At 71.6% G+C, this 17,185-nt stretch carries 18 protein-coding genes and 2 tRNA genes; 14 read left to right on the forward strand and 6 right to left on the reverse strand.

Going from position 1 to position 17,185, the window contains the following annotated elements; genetic code table 11:
• Positions 1–7: 7 nt before the first annotated feature.
• Both ACIBST_RS19080 and ACIBST_RS19085 read right to left on the reverse strand, forming a co-directional pair.
• A complete protein-coding gene (locus ACIBST_RS19080) occupies positions 8–751 on the reverse strand; it encodes an ABC transporter permease (RefSeq protein ID WP_397173147.1) in 744 nt (247 codons plus the stop codon).
• Positions 732–1,673, reverse strand: a complete 942-nt coding sequence (locus ACIBST_RS19085) for an ATP-binding cassette domain-containing protein (RefSeq protein ID WP_397173148.1) — start codon at positions 1,671–1,673, stop codon at positions 732–734. The genes ACIBST_RS19080 and ACIBST_RS19085 overlap by 20 nt, the downstream gene beginning before the upstream one ends.
• Before the next feature lie 251 nt (positions 1,674–1,924).
• Here ACIBST_RS19085 and ACIBST_RS19090 point away from each other — a divergent pair, with 251 nt between their 5' ends.
• Genes ACIBST_RS19090 through ACIBST_RS19100 form a run of 3 tightly spaced genes read left to right on the forward strand, consistent with a single transcriptional unit; the run spans position 1,925 to position 6,761 of the window.
• A complete protein-coding gene (locus ACIBST_RS19090; protein WP_397173150.1) occupies positions 1,925–2,935 on the forward strand; it encodes a lysozyme in 1,011 nt (336 codons plus the stop codon).
• Positions 2,936–2,988: 53 nt separating this feature from the next.
• Positions 2,989–3,519 (forward strand): C40 family peptidase, encoded by a 531-nt coding sequence (locus tag ACIBST_RS19095; RefSeq protein ID WP_397173152.1) that lies wholly within the window; start codon positions 2,989–2,991, stop codon positions 3,517–3,519.
• A gap of 32 nt (positions 3,520–3,551) precedes the next feature.
• The gene (locus ACIBST_RS19100) at positions 3,552–6,761 is read left to right on the forward strand and encodes a BTAD domain-containing putative transcriptional regulator (RefSeq protein WP_397173153.1); all 3,210 of its coding nucleotides are present in this window, start codon (positions 3,552–3,554) and stop codon (positions 6,759–6,761) included.
• Between the two features lie 15 nt (positions 6,762–6,776).
• On the opposite strand, the gene ACIBST_RS19105 is transcribed toward ACIBST_RS19100, so the two are convergent.
• A complete protein-coding gene (locus ACIBST_RS19105; protein WP_397173155.1) occupies positions 6,777–7,412 on the reverse strand; it encodes a hemerythrin domain-containing protein in 636 nt (211 codons plus the stop codon).
• A 133-nt stretch (positions 7,413–7,545) separates the two neighbouring features.
• Here ACIBST_RS19105 and ACIBST_RS19110 point away from each other — a divergent pair, with 133 nt between their 5' ends.
• The 3 genes from ACIBST_RS19110 (at position 7,546) to ACIBST_RS19120 (ending at position 8,208) form a co-directional block, all read left to right on the forward strand.
• Entirely contained in the window at positions 7,546–7,776 is a 231-nt protein-coding gene (locus tag ACIBST_RS19110) for a transposase (protein WP_397173156.1), read from the forward strand.
• Between the two features lie 40 nt (positions 7,777–7,816).
• A tRNA-Thr gene (locus ACIBST_RS19115) sits at positions 7,817–7,889 on the forward strand.
• Positions 7,890–8,028: 139 nt separating this feature from the next.
• Positions 8,029–8,208, forward strand: a complete 180-nt coding sequence (locus tag ACIBST_RS19120; protein ID WP_397173158.1) for a hypothetical protein — start codon at positions 8,029–8,031, stop codon at positions 8,206–8,208.
• A gap of 57 nt (positions 8,209–8,265) precedes the next feature.
• Here ACIBST_RS19120 and ACIBST_RS19125 read toward each other — a convergent pair whose 3' ends face one another.
• Both ACIBST_RS19125 and ACIBST_RS19130 read right to left on the reverse strand, forming a co-directional pair.
• Complete coding sequence (locus ACIBST_RS19125) at positions 8,266–8,490, reverse strand: hypothetical protein (RefSeq protein ID WP_397173160.1); 225 nt, start codon at positions 8,488–8,490, stop codon at positions 8,266–8,268.
• Positions 8,491–8,714: 224 nt separating this feature from the next.
• Positions 8,715–9,281 (reverse strand): hypothetical protein, encoded by a 567-nt coding sequence (locus tag ACIBST_RS19130; RefSeq protein ID WP_397173161.1) that lies wholly within the window; start codon positions 9,279–9,281, stop codon positions 8,715–8,717.
• Positions 9,282–10,857: 1,576 nt separating this feature from the next.
• Here ACIBST_RS19130 and ACIBST_RS19135 point away from each other — a divergent pair.
• The 8 genes from ACIBST_RS19135 to ACIBST_RS19170 all read left to right on the forward strand — a co-directional run bounded on the left by ACIBST_RS19135 (position 10,858) and on the right by ACIBST_RS19170 (position 16,467).
• Positions 10,858–11,178: a hypothetical protein gene (locus tag ACIBST_RS19135; RefSeq protein ID WP_352355753.1), complete on the forward strand. Its 321-nt coding sequence runs from the start codon at positions 10,858–10,860 to the stop codon at positions 11,176–11,178.
• Positions 11,179–11,705: 527 nt separating this feature from the next.
• Positions 11,706–11,779, forward strand: a tRNA-Met gene (locus ACIBST_RS19140).
• Positions 11,780–11,850: 71 nt separating this feature from the next.
• Complete coding sequence (rpmG, locus tag ACIBST_RS19145) at positions 11,851–12,015, forward strand: 50S ribosomal protein L33 (protein WP_019632658.1); 165 nt, start codon at positions 11,851–11,853, stop codon at positions 12,013–12,015.
• Positions 12,016–12,355: 340 nt separating this feature from the next.
• Positions 12,356–12,805, forward strand: coding sequence for a MaoC family dehydratase N-terminal domain-containing protein (locus ACIBST_RS19150; RefSeq protein WP_397173163.1), 450 nt, complete (start codon positions 12,356–12,358; stop codon positions 12,803–12,805).
• Between the two features lies 1 nt (position 12,806).
• Positions 12,807–13,235 carry a MaoC family dehydratase gene (locus ACIBST_RS19155; RefSeq protein WP_397173165.1) on the forward strand — a complete coding sequence of 143 codons (429 nt, stop codon included), beginning with the start codon at positions 12,807–12,809 and terminating at the stop codon, positions 13,233–13,235.
• Between the two features lie 150 nt (positions 13,236–13,385).
• Positions 13,386–14,228 carry a hypothetical protein gene (locus ACIBST_RS19160; RefSeq protein ID WP_397173167.1) on the forward strand — a complete coding sequence of 281 codons (843 nt, stop codon included), beginning with the start codon at positions 13,386–13,388 and terminating at the stop codon, positions 14,226–14,228.
• A 261-nt stretch (positions 14,229–14,489) separates the two neighbouring features.
• Positions 14,490–15,674 (forward strand): UDP-N-acetylmuramate dehydrogenase, encoded by a 1,185-nt coding sequence (locus tag ACIBST_RS19165; RefSeq protein WP_397173168.1) that lies wholly within the window; start codon positions 14,490–14,492, stop codon positions 15,672–15,674.
• Positions 15,675–15,900: 226 nt separating this feature from the next.
• A complete protein-coding gene (locus ACIBST_RS19170) occupies positions 15,901–16,467 on the forward strand; it encodes a TMEM165/GDT1 family protein (protein ID WP_397173170.1) in 567 nt (188 codons plus the stop codon).
• Between the two features lie 46 nt (positions 16,468–16,513).
• Here the strand turns inward: ACIBST_RS19170 and ACIBST_RS19175 are convergent, their stop codons facing one another.
• A complete protein-coding gene (locus ACIBST_RS19175; RefSeq protein ID WP_397173171.1) occupies positions 16,514–17,179 on the reverse strand; it encodes a hypothetical protein in 666 nt (221 codons plus the stop codon).
• Positions 17,180–17,185: the final 6 nt, after the last annotated feature.

The raw sequence follows: 17,185 nt of genomic DNA on the forward strand, positions 1-17,185 counted from the left end.
CTCCATTTCACCCGCCCTTGCGCATGGCCCGGTTGCCGAGGTACAGGCCGATCGCGGCGACCAGGCAGGCCGACGCGGTGCCGTACAGGACGGAGGGGTTCGCCAGGTCGCCGGAGAACAGCGCGCGCTGGCCCTCGACGATGTACGTGACCGGGTTGGCCGTGCCGACGGCGCGCAGCCATCCGGGCGCGGTGTCCAGGGGCAGCAGCACCCCCGACAGCAGCAGCAGGGGGAACAGGATCGACTGGCTGACGACGTAGAACAGCGTCCCGCTCGGCGCCGACCGGATGGCCAGGACGAACGAGAGCGCCCCCAGCCCCACCCCGAACACGGTGAGCTGCGCCAGCCCCGCCAGCACGCCCGCCGGATGCAGCTCGAACCCCAGCGGGACGGCCAGCACGATGATCAGCACGGCCTGGGCCAGCAGCACCACCATCGCCTTCATCGCCCGGCCGACCAGCATCGCCGTCCGGTTCAGCGGCGTGACCAGCATGCGTTCCAGCGAGCCGCCGATCAGCTCGACCAGCAGCGTGTAACCGGCCGACATCGGCCCGGTCAGGCACATCATGACCAGGATGCCCGGCACGAACCACTGCCACGACGAGCCCACCGCGCCGTCCAGCAGCGCGCCGAACAGGAACAGGAACAGCAGCGGCTGGCCCATCTCGAACAGCAGCGCGACCGGCTCGCGCAGGACCGGCCGGAACTCGCGGGTGAAGACGGTGGCGGTGTCACGCAGGAAGGTCGTCATCGGTGAGGCTTCTCCCGGTGAGGGTGAGGAACACGTCGTCAAGGGTGGGGCGCGCGGTCTCGGCGGCGGTCACCTTGATCCCGGCCGCGTCGAGCGCCCGCAGGCAGCCGGGGAGCGCGGCGGGCGCGTTCGCCACCCGCACGCGCACGGTGAGGCCCTCGGCGTGGCCGCCGGTCAGCTCGGCGGCCCTGGCGGCGTCCTGTGCGGTGCCGGTGGTGACCGTGACGGTGTCGCCGGCCAGGTCGTTCTTGAGCTGCTCGGCCGTGCCGTCGGCGATGATCGAGCCGTTGTCGATGATCATCACCCGTTCGGCCATGTTGTCGGCCTCCTCCAGGTAATGGGTGGTGAGGAAGATCGTGGTGCCGTACGCCTCGCGCAGGCGCAGGATGTGCCGCCAGATGTCGGCGCGGCTCTTCGGGTCGAGGCCGGTCGAGGGCTCGTCGAGGAAGAGCAGGTCGGGGCGGTGGATCAGGCCGAGCGCGATGTCCAGTCGGCGGCGCTGGCCGCCGGAGAGCGTGCCGGGCCTGCGGCCCGCCAGGTCCTCCAGGTCGAGCAGGCGCATCAGCTCGCCGGCCCGCGCGACGGCGTCGGAGACGGTCAGGCCGTAGCAGCGGCCCTGCGTGACGAGCTCGTCCCGGACGCGGAAGCTCTCGCCCGCGCTGTTCCTCTGGCCGACGTAGCCGATGCGGGAGCGCACGCCGGCCGGGTCGCGGGTGACGTCGTGGCCGGCGACGACGGCGGTGCCGGAGGTGGGCGGGAGCAGGGTCGTGAGCAGGCGGAGGGTGGTGGACTTGCCTGCGCCGTTGGGGCCGAGGAAGGCGACGAGCCGGCCGGGTTCGACGTCGAGGTCGATGCCGCGCACGGCTTCGACGGTCTCCTTCTTCATCTTGAACACTCGGGTGAGGGCCCGGGTGTGGATCATGGGTGGTGCCTCCTGGGCATGGCGAAGAAGCCCCTGGTCAGGGGCCCTTTCGGGGATCGCTTCAGTCTGAGCCGAGTGGTGTCGATTTGGCAAACGCGAATGTGACGTTCATATACGGCTCTGACCTGCGGAAACGCCGTTCGGAGAGGTGGGCGCCGAACGCGGATTTGCGGGCCTCGACATGGGGTTTCGCGTTTTTTCACGGAAAGACGTGACATTTCCGTGCTTGCGGCGTAAGTGGCGACTCCGCGATGATCTCGGGCGTGAAACGCTTGTGGTTAATTGCGGTAATTGCCGCTGTCGGCATGACAGGGGTCGCGGAGGCGGCCGACGGGGTTCCCGGTGTCGACGTCAGCAACTGGACGGGCGACGTGGACTGGGCGAGCGTGGCCTCCGGCGGCGGCAAGTTCGCGTTCGTGCAGGCCACCGAGGGCACGAACTACCGCAACCCACGGTTCGACGCGCAGTTCGGCGGGGCCGCGACGGCCGGGCTCGTGCGCGGCGCGTATCACTTTGCGCAACCGCATGAATCCGACGGGACAGCGCAAGCCGACTATTTCCTTCAGAACGGCGGAAACTGGACCAGCGACGGTCAAACGCTGCCCGGTGTCCTCGATATCGAGGACAACCCGTACAAGGACAAGAACGGCAAGAACAACTGTTACGACCTGTCCGCCGAGGACATGGTCACCTGGATCAAGGACTTCACCAGGAAGTACCGGCAGCAGACCGGCCGGGACGCGATCATCTACACCACCACGAGCTGGTGGCAGACCTGCACCGGCAACTCGGGCGCGTTCAAGGCCAATCCGCTCTGGCTGGCCCGCTGGGGGAGCGACCCCGGCGAGCTGCCGAAGAGCTGGAAGCGGCACACGTTCTGGCAGTCGGCGGAGAAGGGCTCGCTGGCCGGCGGCCAGAACTCCTTCAACGGCTCGGAGTCCCAGCTGCGGTCGCTGGCCAACCCGCCCGCCCGGGTGTCGGTCTCCGGCCTGGTCAAGGGCAGGAAGCTCTACCGGGTCACGATCTCGAACACCGGCCCGCACCCCGTCGAGGACCTCGTGGTCTCCGGGCGCGCGTACGGCGGCCAGAAGGTGGTCAAGGCCCCCGGCTGCAAGTTCAGCGGCACGGCGGTGCGCTGTGTGGTCGGCAAGCTGGAGCGGGGCCAGAAGGCCGCCTTCACCTTCACCACCAGGCCGAAGCCGAAGGGCCGGGTCGGGATGCTCGTCGAGGTAGGAACGGTCACACTTGACCTCAAGAGGTGAAATATCGCGATAGGTAGGATAAAACCCGGGATCTCGGCTTAAGGGAGAAACGGGTGGCGCGGCGGCGGCTGGTCCTGGTGGTGACCGTCCTGGTCGTCCTGCTGGCGGGCGCGGCGTCGATGCCGTTGTCGACGTTCGTGCCGTCCAGGATCGTGCGCATCGCGTACGAGATCGAGCGGTACGACATCACGGACTCGTGGGGCGGCGGCCACGGCGAGCGGCCCGGCCCCACGAAGGGCACCTGCCTGGGCTACAGCGGCCGGATCAAGCCCTGCCCGGCCGCGCGCACCCGCGGCCTCGACTGCTCCGGCCTGGCCCGATGGGTGTACGCCCTGGCCAACGGGAGGGACGTGCTCGGCCCCGGCAACACCGACGACCACGTACGCAGGATGCGACCCGTCGAGCGGGCCTTGCCGGGCGACTTAGTCTTCTTCGGAAAAATCACGAAAAATAAGATCAAGACGCATCATGTGGGCATCTATCTGGGTCGTGGGAAGATGATGAACGCACCTGAGACGGGGGCTTCGGTGCGTATTGACGATATCGGGCGAAGATCTGACTTCGCGGGCTTCTACCGGTACTGAAAGCGGGCGCTACCGGTACTGAAAAGGGTGCCATGCTCCAGTTACACCTCCTTGGACCGCTCCACGCCACCATGGACGGCCGCCGGCTCGATCTCGGCTCCGCCCGGCAGCGCGCCGTGCTCGCCCGCCTGGTCGCCGCCGACGGCCAGGTCGTCTCGACCGACCGGTTCATCGAGGACCTGTGGCAGGGACAGCCGCCGCCCAAGGCGCTGGCCGCGCTCCAGGTCTACGTCTCGAACCTGCGCCGCGTCCTCGAACCCGACCGGCCGCCGCGCGCACCCGCCGGAGTGATCGTCAGCGCCCCGCCCGGCTACCGGCTCTGCCTGCCCGACGAAGCCGTGGACGCCTGGCGGCTGCCCGGCCTCATCGACGCGGCCGGCGCGGCACTCAAGCGGGGCGCGGGCACCGTCGCCCACGACCTGCTCGACCAGGCGCTCGGCCTGTGGACGGGCCCCGCCTACGCCGAGTTCACCGAGGAGTGGGCCGCGCCCGAGGCGGCCAGGATGGCCGAGCTCAGGCTCGTCGCCGTCGAGTACCGCGCCGAGGCCGCGCTGCTGATGGGCCGGCACGCCGAGGCCGTGCCGGAGCTGCGCGGCCACGCCGACGCCCACCCGCTGCGCGAGAACGCCGTCCGCCTGCTGGCCCTGGCCCTGTACCGGTCCGGCAGCCAGGCGGAGGCGCTGGCCGTGCTGCGCCACGCTCGCGAGAACCTGGCCGAGGAGCTCGGCGTCGATCCGGGCCCGGCCCTGCGCGCGCTCGAACAGGACATCCTTCGCCAATCCGAGTCCCTGCACGCGCCCGAGGTCGTCGAGCACGTCCAGGAACGGCCCGTGGCCGCGCAGGAGCCCTCGATCGTGGGCAGGGCCCGCGAGCTGGCCGCGCTGCGGGAGGAGGCCGTGCGGCCGCTTCGTCGCACGGTCTGGCTGGGCGGCGAGCCGGGCGCGGGCAAGAGCGCGCTGGCCGAGGCGTTCGCGGCCGAGCTGGCCGAGCGCGGGTGGCGGGTCGCGTTCGGACGCTGCCCTGAGATCGACGGTGACGCGCCGCCCGCCTGGGCGTGGAGCGAGATCGTCCGGCAGCTCGCCGCCGTACGGCCGCCCGCCGCCGCCGACGCGGCCCGCCTGGCCCCCCTCCTGAACGACGGCGTCGCCATCCAGAACCAGTTCCAGCTCGCCAGGGCCGTGGCCGGCTACCTGGCGGGCTGCGCGCCGCTGCTCGTGGTGCTCGAAGACGTCCACCGGGCCGACGGCGAGACCCTGCACCTGCTGCGGCACCTGGACCCCGCCGCGCGGATCCTGGTCGTCGCCACCTACCGCCCGGCCGAGACCACCGAGGACCTGTCCGCCACCCTGGCCGCGCTCGCCACCGGCAGCAGGCACGTCGAGCTCGCCGGGCTCGACGAGGCCGCCGTCGCCACGCTGCTCGAACGCCACTCCCAGCGCGCCGGCCTCGACCCCGCCACCGTCCGCACGGTCCTGGAGCGCACGCTCGGCAACCCGCTGTTCGTCTGCGAGATCGCCCGCCTGCTGGCCTCCGAGGGGCCGCAGGCCGCCGAGGCGCTGCCGCCCGGCGTGCGCGACCTCATCCGCCGCCGCATCACCCGCCTGCCCGCGACCGCCCAGACCGTGCTGCGCAACGCCGCCGTCGTCGGCAGGGACGCCGACGTGGACGTCCTGATCGCGCTGCACGACGGCGACGAGGACACCGTCTTCGACGGCCTGGAGGCCGGCGTCATGACGGGCCTGCTGGCCGAGCCGGGACCGGGCCGCGTCAGGTTCACGCACGTCCTGGTCAGGCAGGCGCTGTACGAGGACACCGCGCGGATCCGCCGGACCAGGCTGCACGGGCGCGTGGTGTCGGTGCTGGAGCGGCTGCGGCCGAACGACGTGGCCGCCCTGGCCCACCACGCGCTGGAGGCCGCCGCGCCGGACGCCGTGCGGTACGCCAGGGCGGCGGCCGTCCAGGCGTCCGGCCTGCACGCGCACCGCGAGGCGGCGGCGCTGTGGCGCGCCGCGCTGGAGTTCGCCACCGACGACGCGACCCGGCTCGACCTGCTGTGCGGACTGGTGTCGGCGCTGGGCCACGCGGGCGACGTGCTGGGCGCGCTGGCCGCCAGGACGCGTGCCGTCGAGCTGGCCGCGCCACGCGGCGCGCTCGCCCGCGCGCTGACCTCCTACGAGGCCCCCGTGGTCTGGACGATCCAGGTGGACTCCCTCTACAACAGGGACTTCATGGAGGCCGTGGAGCGCGAGCTGGCCGCCGGTCCCGACGACGAGACGCGCTGCCGCCTGCTGGCCGCGCTCGTGTTCGAGCTGGAGGGGCACGACGACGACCGCGTGGACGCCGCCGGCGCCGAGGCCGTGGCCCTGGCCCGCCGCCTCGGCCGTCCCGACCTGCTCTGCCTGGCGCTCAACGCCCGCTACTTCGCCGTGCTCAGCCCCGAACGGCGGGACGAGCTGGAGGCCGTCGGCGCCGAGCTGCTGGAGCTGGGCCGCACCCACCGGCTCGTCGGCTACCTCACCCTGGGCCACTGCGCGCTGCTCATGGCCGCACTCGGACGCACCGACCTGGAGGCGGCCAGGCGGCACGCCGACAGCGGCGTGGCGGTGTCCACCAGCGGCCAGCTCGGCATGTCGCTGGCCATCCTGACGCTGTTCGGCGCGCTGCGGAAACTGGTCGAGGGCGAGTTCGACGAGGCGGAGGCCGTCTACACCGGGCTCACCGAGCAGATGGCCGAGCGCGGCGGCGTCAACGCGCGGGCCATGGGCGCTCTGTGCAGGTTCGCCGTCCGGATGGCCCGTGGGAACGTCCGCGACTCCCTCGACGAGCTGGCCGCCATCCGGGAACGCGTGAACAGCGACACCGTGCACGAGATCTACGCCGGGGCGCTGGCGGCCGCGGGCGAGCTCGACGCGGCCCGGCGGGTGTGGCGGCCCGAGTCGTGGTTGCCGCGCAACTACTACTGGCTGATGTGGCAGGCGCTGCGCGGCCAGACCGCCGTCGCCCTGGAGGACCGCGAGGTGGCCGCACGCTCCTACCGCGTCCTGCTGCCGTGGGCGGACGAGCTGGCCGGGATGAGCAGCGGGTCGATCACGCTCGGGCCGGTCGCGCTGGTGCTCGGAGACCTGGCCGAGCTGCTCGGGCTGCCGGCCGACGGCCACTACGCGCAGGCTCTGAGGGTCGCCGAGCGCGTCGGCTCGCCCCACTGGGCGCAGGCGGCCCGCCGCCGCCGGGCGCGCCGCTGAGCGGTCCCGGGAGGCTCACGGCGTGCCGAAGATCAGGGCCTGGCGGCGCCGGTGGCCGCGTCCCATGAGCGCGAGCAGCACGACGAGCACCGGCCCGGCCAGGCGCCGCAGCTCGGCCAGCTCCTCCGGCCGGGCGTACTGGGCGATCCGCGGCAGGTCGAAGCTGGCGTCCCCGCCTTTCCTGACCTCGGTCTCGACCTTCTGCCAGTCCGCCTCCGAGACGTACTTGGCGACGACCGGGAAGATCAGCCGCTCCTCCTCCTCGATGTGCTCGTCCAGCAGGTCGGCGAGCGCGGCCATGGACTTGGCCATCCGCCGGGCCGCCTGCCCGTCGGAGCCGAGCTGGGCGGCGGCCGCCGTGATCTCCTCCAGCAGCGGGTCGAGCGCCGCGTGGTCGTCGGTCAGGTCGCTCAGGTCCACCTCGGCGCCCGCCGAGCGCACGATGACCGGCCACAACACGTTGTCCTCGGCCTGGTGATGGTGGTGGATGCCCGCGCACAGCTTGGCGGTGAACGTCGCGATCGCCCGCAGCCGCTCCTGGCCGGCCTGCTGCTCGCCGGCGGCGATCGCGCTCATCACCTCGGCCAGCCGGCGGGTGTCCGCCCGCATGGCCCGGTGCGTGATGCGGAAGCCGAGCATGTTGGGTGCCATTTCGGTGCTCCTTCTGTCCGTTTGGCACCAGCGTGCGACGCCGCTCTTAGACACCTCTTGGTGCCGACTTGGCATGGCGGTAACGCCTGTGGCGGACGGAAATTGAGAGACCCGGCGGCTAGGGTGTGCCGCTATGGACAGGCGATGGGTCGGCCTCGACGGCGTCGAGGTCGTGCCGGCGGTGCGGGCGGGCCGGCAGGTGCTGCGGGTGCGCAGGAACGGGTGGCTGGTGGCCGACTGCCGTTCGGTGGCGGAGGTGGCCGCGCACGTCGACCTGGCCGATCTGTGCGAGGTGATCGATCTCGGCGCGCGCCGCGGATCCGGCGGCGCGGTGGAGGTCCGTACGAGTTCGCATCATGGCTGAGTGCCGTGTATGGTTACACCTGTCCGCAGCGAGCGGACAGGCCCCTATAGCTCAGTCGGCAGAGCGTCTCCATGGTAAGGAGAAGGTCAACGGTTCGATTCCGTTTGGGGGCTCTTGTAATGAGCAGGTTCGACGCCCGGCCAAGGTGACTTGGGGCCGGGCGTTTCTCGTTGTGCGGGTTGGATGGCGCTTGTCCCGGGGCTTCAGTCAGCCCCAAGAGGGCTCCAAGCACGGGCGTGTTCCATGATGGTCATGAGAAACCTGTTCGCGGCCCGTGGTGTGCGCCGGGCGCTGGCTCTGACCCTGCTCTCCGTCTCGACCGTGCTGACGATCAGCGTGGCGAGCAGCCCCGCCTATGCGTGGAACCCGGCGAACGACGGCTGGTACAAATGCCAGATCGACGGCAAATGGATGTGGTGCAAGGACCTGTAGGTCCTGCGGGCTCTTCGGTGTCGTACGGCTCCTACGTGCGGCTCTTAGGTACGGCCCCTACGCTCTGCTCTTCCGGCTGCTCTTCCGGGACGCGAAGGCGTGGAGGTCGACCACCTCGACCAGGTCGGCGAGGTCCACGTGGCGGACGATCTGGGCGATGGCGCCGTAGTAGCCGAGGAGGTAGCGGCGGCCGTTCACGGTCTGGGTGACCTTGATGCGCTGCCTCGCGCCGAGGGTGATGATCTCGACGAGGATGCCGCGGGGGCCGTGCCAGCGTGTCACGCCACAACTCTACGCAAAACGGACAAAAGCATAGAATGTGGACCGTCGGGCAGTAGGCCGGTGAGGGTTGGTTGCCCACACCCGAAAGCTCCGGACGCGGGGAAGCGTCCGGAGCTTTCGCATGCCCTGCGTTGCCGCTCGTGTGCGCGGCATCGTCTTTCGCGGGCGGGGCCTTGCTTTCGTGTGCGCGGCGTTGTGGCGTTGCGCGGGTTCGACGCTCGGCGCTACGCGGTCTCGTCCAGGGGTGGGTAGGCGAAGTGGCGGGTGTCGGCGAAGGTCTGCGGGCCGGTGAGCCGGTAGCCGTGGGCGGCCTCGCTGGTGGTGTGGTACGGCCCCACGTCCACGGTGTCGGCGATCGACCACACGCCCCTCACCTGCTGCTTGACGACGTAGAGGAACTCGTTGAAGTCGAGTGAGGAGGAGACGAAGGTGTTGACCACGGTCAGCGAACGGCGTCCCGCGGTCAGAGCCAGCGGCAGGTCCACGGACTGGTCCCGCCAGCGGTAGGTGTTCTCGACGGGCAGGGGGTGCCACACGCCGGCGGGGGCGCCGTTCACGGTGATGGCGGCCTGCTGCATGGAGATGCCGGCGTCCAGGCGGCGGATCAGCCGTACGCCGGTGTTGGCGGGGTCCACGGTCACCGTGAACCGGCTCGATCCTCCATGGCCGAAGGCGCGCCCGTCGTCCGAGACCGGCCGTCCGAGCGCGAAGGGCTGTGCATGCCGCGGCGCCACCCACAACCCGACCACCACCCCAACCCCGACCGCCCCGACGACGACCAAAACCCCCATCCCAACCCCCCTCCACCGCCCCCAACTCGTCCCACCCGACGCCCCCACCCGTCCGGCAGTGCCCCCCACCCCACTCGCAGGGGCCACCACCCCACCCGCAGGGGCCACCACCCCACTCGCCGGTGTCGCAACCCCGCCCGCGGGTGCTACCACCCCGCCTGCCGGAGACGCCGCCCCGCCTGCCGTGACGACCACCCCACCCGCCGGAGTCGCTGCCCCACTTGCCGGTACGCCTGGCCCGCCGCCGACCGGGGAAGCGTCGGCGGGAAGGCCATCGACCAGGGAAGCGACACCGGCGGGGAGCCCGCTGGCGGCGGGAACACCGCTTACGGGCAGGGCGGCGCCGAATTCGCCCAGAGGCGGCCCGCCACCAGAACTCCCCTCATCGGGAAGCCGGTCGGCCGGAAGCGCGCCGCCGGAGGGAGCGCCCATCGGGGAAGCGCCGAAGGCAACACCCCCGCCGGACAAACCATCGGAAACCCCATCTTCCGCACCCCCACCGACGGGGATCCCACTCACCCAAAGACCACCTCCCGGAGCCCCACCCGCTGAAGGCCCCTCGCCAGGCCGCCCCTCACCCGACCGACTCCCACCCATCAGCCCTTCGCTTGGCCGCCCCCCGCCCGGAAGGCCCTCAACCATCAGCCCTCCGCCGGGCAGCCCTCCGCCGGGCAGCCCTCCGCCGGGCAGCCCTGCGCCGGGCAGCCCCCCGCTTGGGAGATCACCAACCGGAAGTGCGCTGCCCGGAAGTGCGTCGGTGGGGAGACCGTCGGCCGGAAGTGCGGCGACCGGGGGACCTGCGACTGGGCGGTCCTTGACCTGGGGGCCATCGACGGGAAGACCGCCGCCGGCCTCGGCGCGGCCGTCAACGGGCACGGCGTCAGGCTGGCTCAGACCCGGAGAAGACGCGGCACCCGGCTGAGGCAGCCCCCCGAGGGGACCGTCATGCGGATGGACGGAGGCGAGGTCAGGAACCCCGAAATCCTCGAAGGACGGAACGCCGGGAGACAGCGCCGTCCGGGCGAGCAGGAAACCGGACGGGGGCATGCGATTGATCCGTACGCGCTCCCAGGCCCGTTCCCACTCCGGCACCCGATGCTCGGGCACCCCGCAAGCCCGCAGGAACGTCACCATCACCGCCTTCTTCGGAAACCGCCGTCCGGCCAGCATGTCCGCACAGGTCGCCCGAGGGAGCCGGGGCCCGCCCGCCCTGTCCGCCCGCGCCTGGAGCTCCCGCAGCGACACGTCCGCCCGCGCGAACTGCTCGGCGAGGAGCCTCACCAGACCCTCGTGACAGCTCACCGACTCCACGCCGGGTTCCGCGCCTTCCTGGTCCTCGCCCATCGCCCCTCTCCCCGACCGGCCGCCTTCTGTCCGACAGTGTACGAACGATGACCGTACGTGTCCGGGGGGATTTCAGGGACGTCCGAGCCCGGCTCGCGGGTGGACGACTCCGGCCGAGTCTGTCCGCCCTGCTGTTGGACACCGGCGCTCGGTCGCTTTCCTGGCATTCGAGCGCAGACCAGCGCCGAAACCCCGAGCAGCACAAGCAGAACGAGCAGAAGAGGAAGACGACATGAACAGGAAACTGGCACTCGCCGCCGGTGTCGCCGCTGTCCTTTCCGGGCTTGTCATCCCGTCCGCCCCCGCCTCGGCCGGCAGCCTCCAGTGCAACAGCGGCCGGGCCCCGGAGGACGGCTACGTCGGCCGCGCCGACTGCCACAACCCGACCGGCCAGACCTGGGTGTATCGCGCCGTGATCACCTGCGGCTGGAGCCCGGACGTCGTCGGCCCGTGGGTCACGCTCGGGCCCGGCGCCTCGGGCAGGTCCGAGGGCAAATGCGCAAGCTGGGGCAGCGGCGTCGGCGCCGTAGGCGTGGACGAACGCCAGGCATGAGACCCCCACGTCCGCCCAGGGCTGTCTGCCCAGGGCTGTCCGCTCTGACAGCTTTGCCACTGCGTTGGCTTTGACTGCGCGACACCTTCGGGTGGGCGCAGGGTCCGCTGCGGGCCCTCTCTGCCGCTGCGTCGGCGTCCGCCGCGGACACCCCTCCAACACCCGCGCGGGGTTCGTCCCGCGCGGGGAGGCGCGCCGCCGGCGTTCGCCGGGGGCACGCCCGTTCGCCGTACGGACGGGCGTCGCCGGCGGCCGCCGGGAGGGCCTTCCGACCAGCGCGTGGACGGACGTCGCCGGTGCGCGTCCGCTGCTGCGTGCCTGGTCCGGGGGTTCGCGTCGGCAAAGGGGGGCTGCTAGTGTGGCGGTGGCCTCCGCGGGTGATTCCCCAGGCGAGACCCAGGTGGCATGATCGGATTTCGGTTGTCGGAGGTTCCTGGGGCATACTGGTAGCACCCCACCCGATCAGGTGAGTTACTAATGTGCTCCCAGCTTCGGGTATCCTCTACGGGCCGGGAGTTTCCGGCCAAGGCGGAGTAGCTCAGTCAGGCAGAGCAAACGGCTCATAATCGTTGTGTCGCCGGTTCAAGTCCGGCCTCCGCTACTACCCAATCCCAGGTCGGTCGGCCTGGGTACGGGTGTGTCCATGTCCCGAACGTAGAAAGGCACTCCCAAGTGGCTGCCACCGACGTTAGGCCGAAGATCACGCTGGCCTGCCAGGAGTGCAAGCACCGCAACTACATCACGCGGAAGAACCGGCGCAACGACCCGGATCGGCTTGAGCTGAAGAAGTACTGCCCGAACTGCCGCTGCCACCGCGCGCACCGCGAAACCCGCTAGCGGTACTTCTGCCTCCATATCGCACAACCGGCGTCCCGGACGGGGCGCCGGTTTGTCGTGTTCTCACTGCTTTGAGGCGCCTTTCTAGGCGCTGACCCCGGCTCCAACCTCGGCCCCGGCTTCAATCCCGGCCTCCGCTCCAACCTCGGCCCCGGCTTCAATCCCGGCCTCCGCTCCAATCCCGGCCCCGGCCCCGGCTCCGACCTCGGCCCCAGCTCTGGCCCAGACCCGACCCCGGCCGGGCCCCGGCAAAAAGCACGCCATGAGCGGCGACAGCCGAACCTTGTTCTGTTACCGTCTGCCTCAGCAGCGCTCGTTGAAGACATACGAGGGAGCACTGATGGCCTTGAACCGTGACTTCGTGGGCAGGACCTACCCATCCGCCGCCCCGTACGAGGTCAGCCGGGTGAAGATCAAGGAGTTCGCGGCGGCGATCGGCGACAACAACCCGGTCTACCGCGACAGGGAGGCCGCCAGGGCCGCCGGATACCCCGACGTGATCGCGCCGCCCACGTTCCCCATCGTGTTCAGCCTGCAGGCGGGCGGCGAGGCGCTGGTCGACCCCGAGCTGGGCCTGAACCTGGCGATGGTGGTCCACGGCGAGCAGCGGTTCGAGTACGTCCGGCCAGTCTGCGCGGGCGACGAGCTGGTCACCACCGCGACGATCACCGACATCAGGAGCGTCGGGCGCAACGAGCTGCTGACGATCAGGAGCGACGTGACGACGGTCGCCGGAGAGCCGGTCTGCACGACCTACAACACGATCGTCGAGCGCGGAGGGGCGGGCTGAGATGGCGGCCACGGTGAGGTACGACGAGGTCGAGGTCGGGCAGGAGCTCCCGGTCGTGGACTACAACGTCCGGCGGCTGAACCTGGTCATGTACGCCGGCGCCTCCGGCGACTTCAACCAGATCCACTGGAACGAGCGCTTCGCCCGGACGGTCGGACTGCCCGACGTGATCGCGCACGGCATGTTCACGATGGCGCAGGCGGGCCGGTTCGTCACGGACTGGGCGGGCGATCCGGGCGCCGTGCTGGATTTCGGCGTGCGGTTCTCGTCGATGGTGATCGTGCCCGACGACGACCAGGGCGCGACGATCTCGGTCAGCGGGGTCGTCGAGGAGAAGCTGGAGGACAAGCGGGTGGTCGTCGGGCTGACGGCCAAGGCGGGCGACGCGAGGGTCCTGTCGAAGGCGCGTGCGGTGGTACAGCTCTCCTGATCCCGTGATATGTCGGGCGGGTCGCGGGTAGCGCGTGTTGGTATGAGTGAAGTTGCGCGACAGGTCTGGCCCACCGTCCGTTCCATCCCCGTGTCGTCCGTGACCGATGCCAAGCCCCCTGCTCACCTGCGTCCCGCGTCCCCTGAACAGGTGGGGGGCAGCAGCGGCACCGGACGGGACACCACGGGCGGCTCGGCCACCGGCGTCGGCACGGGCCGCGCCCGGCCCAGGGGCGCGGGCGCGCACGGGAACCCCGCCGCCGCGCTGGGTTTCTCCGGCGACCCCGGCCAGCACGGCGACCCCGACGACACGATGCTGCACGCCCAGCGGGTCTGGGACGGCACCCTCGCCACGAACCGCATGGACGACCTGGGCGTCAACACCGAACGCCAGCGCGTCGAGACCAAGGACGTGTCGGTCTCCGCCGGGCTGCTGGTGGACGGCCGGCCCGGGGAGGTGCTGGAGTGCGTCCAGTCGGTGATCGAGCACACCCGCGCCCGGATCCTGGCCCTCGACCTGGGGAACGTCGACGGTGCGGGAGACGTCCTGGACGAGCTGGCCGCACGGTATCCGGAGCGGATCGTGGTGTGGCACGTCGCCGAGACCTCGCGGGCGGCCGGGGGCACGGCGGGGTGGGGGGAGAGCCGTACCAAGCTGTTGCGGCTGGACGAGTCCGAGGTGCACGTGCTGATGGAGACCTCGCTCGCGCTGACGGGGGACGCCTTGACGCCGCTGGTGGCGGCCATCGTGGAAGGGGCGGTGGCGGCGGGGTGGCAGGCGGCCGAGGCCGAGGAGCCCGGCCGGGTGGGGGCGTTGCGCTGTGACCTGATGGCGGTGCGCAGGGCGGCGGCGCTGGGGGCGTTCCCCGAGGGTGCGGAGCGCGGCGAGGAGGCCGATCTGGAGTTCTCGCGGGCGCTCGAGGGCGGGCTGGTGGTGCCCGAGGGCCCGCTCCCGGTCCACCGGCTCGGCTCCGCCCACCCCCTCCACAGCTGACTCCCGCCTCGGCCCGTCCTCTGGGGGGCCGATCGGCAGCGTCGCCGCGGGCGGAGGCGCGGGCGCTGCCTGGGCGGGGCTCGGGCTCGGGCGTGTGCACGGGTGAGCGGGCGTCCAGCCCGGGGCGGAGGAAGCGTCGGGCGCTGTTGTCGGAGGGCTGGTTTCCGGCGGAGGTGGGCGTCGGGGGTGGGGGCGGTTGTAGGGAGCTGCGGAGTTCGGGGCGGTGTTGTGGGGGCTGGGGGGCTCATAAGCTTGGGGGCCATGGAGATGCTCGCGTCGCACACCACCCTGGGCCTGGGCGGCCCCGCCCGCGACTTCGCCGAGGCTGTCACGGCGGAGCAGCTCGTGTCCCTCGTCGCCGAGGCCGACATGAACGGGGTGCCGACCCTGGTGCTCGGCGGCGGCAGCAACGTGGTGATCGGTGACGAGGGCTTCGACGGCCTGGTCGTCAAGGTGGCCACCGAGGGCGTGACGGTCTCCAGGGACGGCGAGCAGGTGCTGCTCACGGTCGAGGCCGGCCAGGACTGGGATCCGCTGGTCGAGCGGGCCGTGGCCGAGGGGTGGTCCGGCATCGAGTGCATGTCCGGCATCCCGGGCCTGGTGGGCTCGACGCCGATCCAGAACGTCGGCGCGTACGGCCAGGAGGTGGCGCAGACCATCAGGTGCGTGCGGGCCTACGACCGGCTCACCCGGCAGGTGGTCGACCTGGAGGCGCGCCAGTGCGGGTTCTCCTACCGCGACAGCGCGTTCAAGCGGGACCTGTCGCGGCACGTGGTGCTCGCGGTGACGTACGCACTGGATGTGTCGGACATGTCCGGCCCGGTGGCCTACCAGGAGCTGGCCGGGCGGCTCGGGGTGGAGCTCGGCGGCCGCGTGCCCCTCGGGCTGGCCCGTGAGGCCGTCCTGGGGCTGCGGCGGGGCAAGGGCATGGTCTTCGACCCGGCGGCCGACCCCGACAGCCGCAGCGCGGGCTCGTTCTTCACCAACCCGATCCTGACCGCCGAGGAGGCCGCCGAGCTGGCCGGACGCGCTCCCGGGCACCCCCGCTGGGACATGCCCGACGGCCGCGTCAAGGTGCCGGCCGCCTGGCTGATCGAGCAGGCGGGCTTCCCCAAGGGCTACGAGCGCGGCCCGGTGCGCATCTCCACCAAGCACACGCTGGCCCTCACCAACCCCGCGGGCGCCGCCTCCACGGCCGACCTGCTGGGGCTGGCCGTGGAGGTGCGCGACGGGGTGCGGGAGAAGTTCGGCGTGACGCTGGTCAACGAGCCGGTGCTGGTCGGCTGCACACTGACGGCCGAGCCGGTGTCCGAGCCGGTGTCCGAGCCGGTGTCCGAGCCGGTGTCCGAGCCGGTGTCCGAGCCGGTGTCCGAGCCGGTGTCCGAGCCGGTGTCTGAGCCGGTGTCTGAGCCGGTGTCCGAGCCGGGGGGCCGACCGGCGGAATGACGGCTCCACGTGGGCTGTTATGGTGTGTTGGTAATTCCGAAGGGGAGTAGTCCCAATCGTGTGATCGACATACTGGCGCGTGATCGCGCCCGGTCACACGGGCCTTGACGGGCGGACGAGACCTTCGGCCTGGCAGTCATGGACAAAGACGCTGCCGGGCCGAAAGTCGTGCCCGAAGATCCCCCCGGGTGCCTGCTTCCGGTCTGGTCGCGGGGAAGAGGACCGGTTGGAAGCGTTCTGGATCAGTCTCGCGGTCATTTTCGTGGCCGAGCTCGGTGACAAGAGCCAGCTCATGGCGATGACGTTCGCCACCCGTTTCAAGCCTTGGCCCGTGCTCGCGGGCATCACCATCGCCACCACCGTCGTGCACCTGCTGAGCGTGGCCGTGGGCGGGCTGGTCGGGAAGGCGCTGCCGACGACGGCCATCTCGATCGTGGCCGGCATCGCGTTCCTCGGGTTCGCCCTGTGGACGTTGCGCGGCGACGAGCTGACCAAGGAGGAAGAGGACAAGGCGCGCCGGACGACCAGGAACGTCCTGGTCGCGGTGACCGTGGCGTTCTTCCTGAGCGAGCTGGGCGACAAGACGATGCTCGCCACGATCACCCTGGCCACGCAGCACGGCTGGGTCGGCACGTGGATCGGCTCGACCGTGGGCATGGTCGCCGCCGACGCCCTGGCCATCCTGGTGGGCCGCCTGCTCGGCAAGCACCTGCCCGAGAAGGTCATCCGGTACGGCGCCGCCGCCGCGTTCGCGGTCTTCGGCATCGTCCTGCTGGTCGAGGCGCTGATCTAGACGCGCGGTCGAGGTGCTGATCCAGAAGCCTGGTCGAGGCGCTGATCTAGACGCGCGGCAGTCGTCCGTGGATGTCGGCGAGCAGGCCGAGGACGGGCTCGCGGGTCTCCCGGGCGAAGGCGGCCTCCACCGCCCGGGACGCGGGCCCGTCGCCGAGCCAGGCGAGGACCTGAGAGTGGGCGGGGGCGTCGCGATCCCAGAAGGCGTTGGTCAGCCGCCGCCCGGCCAGGTCGTCGGTGACGAAGTCGCGCAGGTGGGCGATCGCCGCCTCGCTCTCCAGCCCGGCCCAGGCGTCGAGGAAGGGCGCCAGGTCGACGCCGGTGGCGGCGACGGCGCACAACACCGTCCCGGCCGGCGGGCGGGACGGATGGCGGCGCAGCGTGCCGAGCCACCACTCGTGCAGGAACGCGGTGACCGCCGCGCGCTCGTCGTCCGGCCAGTCGTGCCAGCCGGCGACGGCGAGCTTGCCGAGGACGATCTCCGGGTCGGGGTAGGAGAACGCGTCGGCGGCCGCGCATTCGAGCAGGCGCGGCAGGAAGTAGCGGAAGGCGGGGACGTCCCCCCACGTGGTGAGCGCCTTGGCCGCGTAACGGGCCAGCGAGCCCGCCTCGATCGCCGGGACAGGGCCGGACAGCAGGCACGCCTGCTCGCCCGGCTCGACGCAGTGGGGGCAGCCGGGCACGCTCGCGGGCCTCGCGACGGCTCCGAACACCTCGTA

Origin of the sequence: Nonomuraea sp. NPDC049684 (genome assembly GCF_044465345.1) — a bacterium.
Taxonomy (GTDB): Bacteria; Actinomycetota; Actinomycetes; order Streptosporangiales; family Streptosporangiaceae; genus Nonomuraea.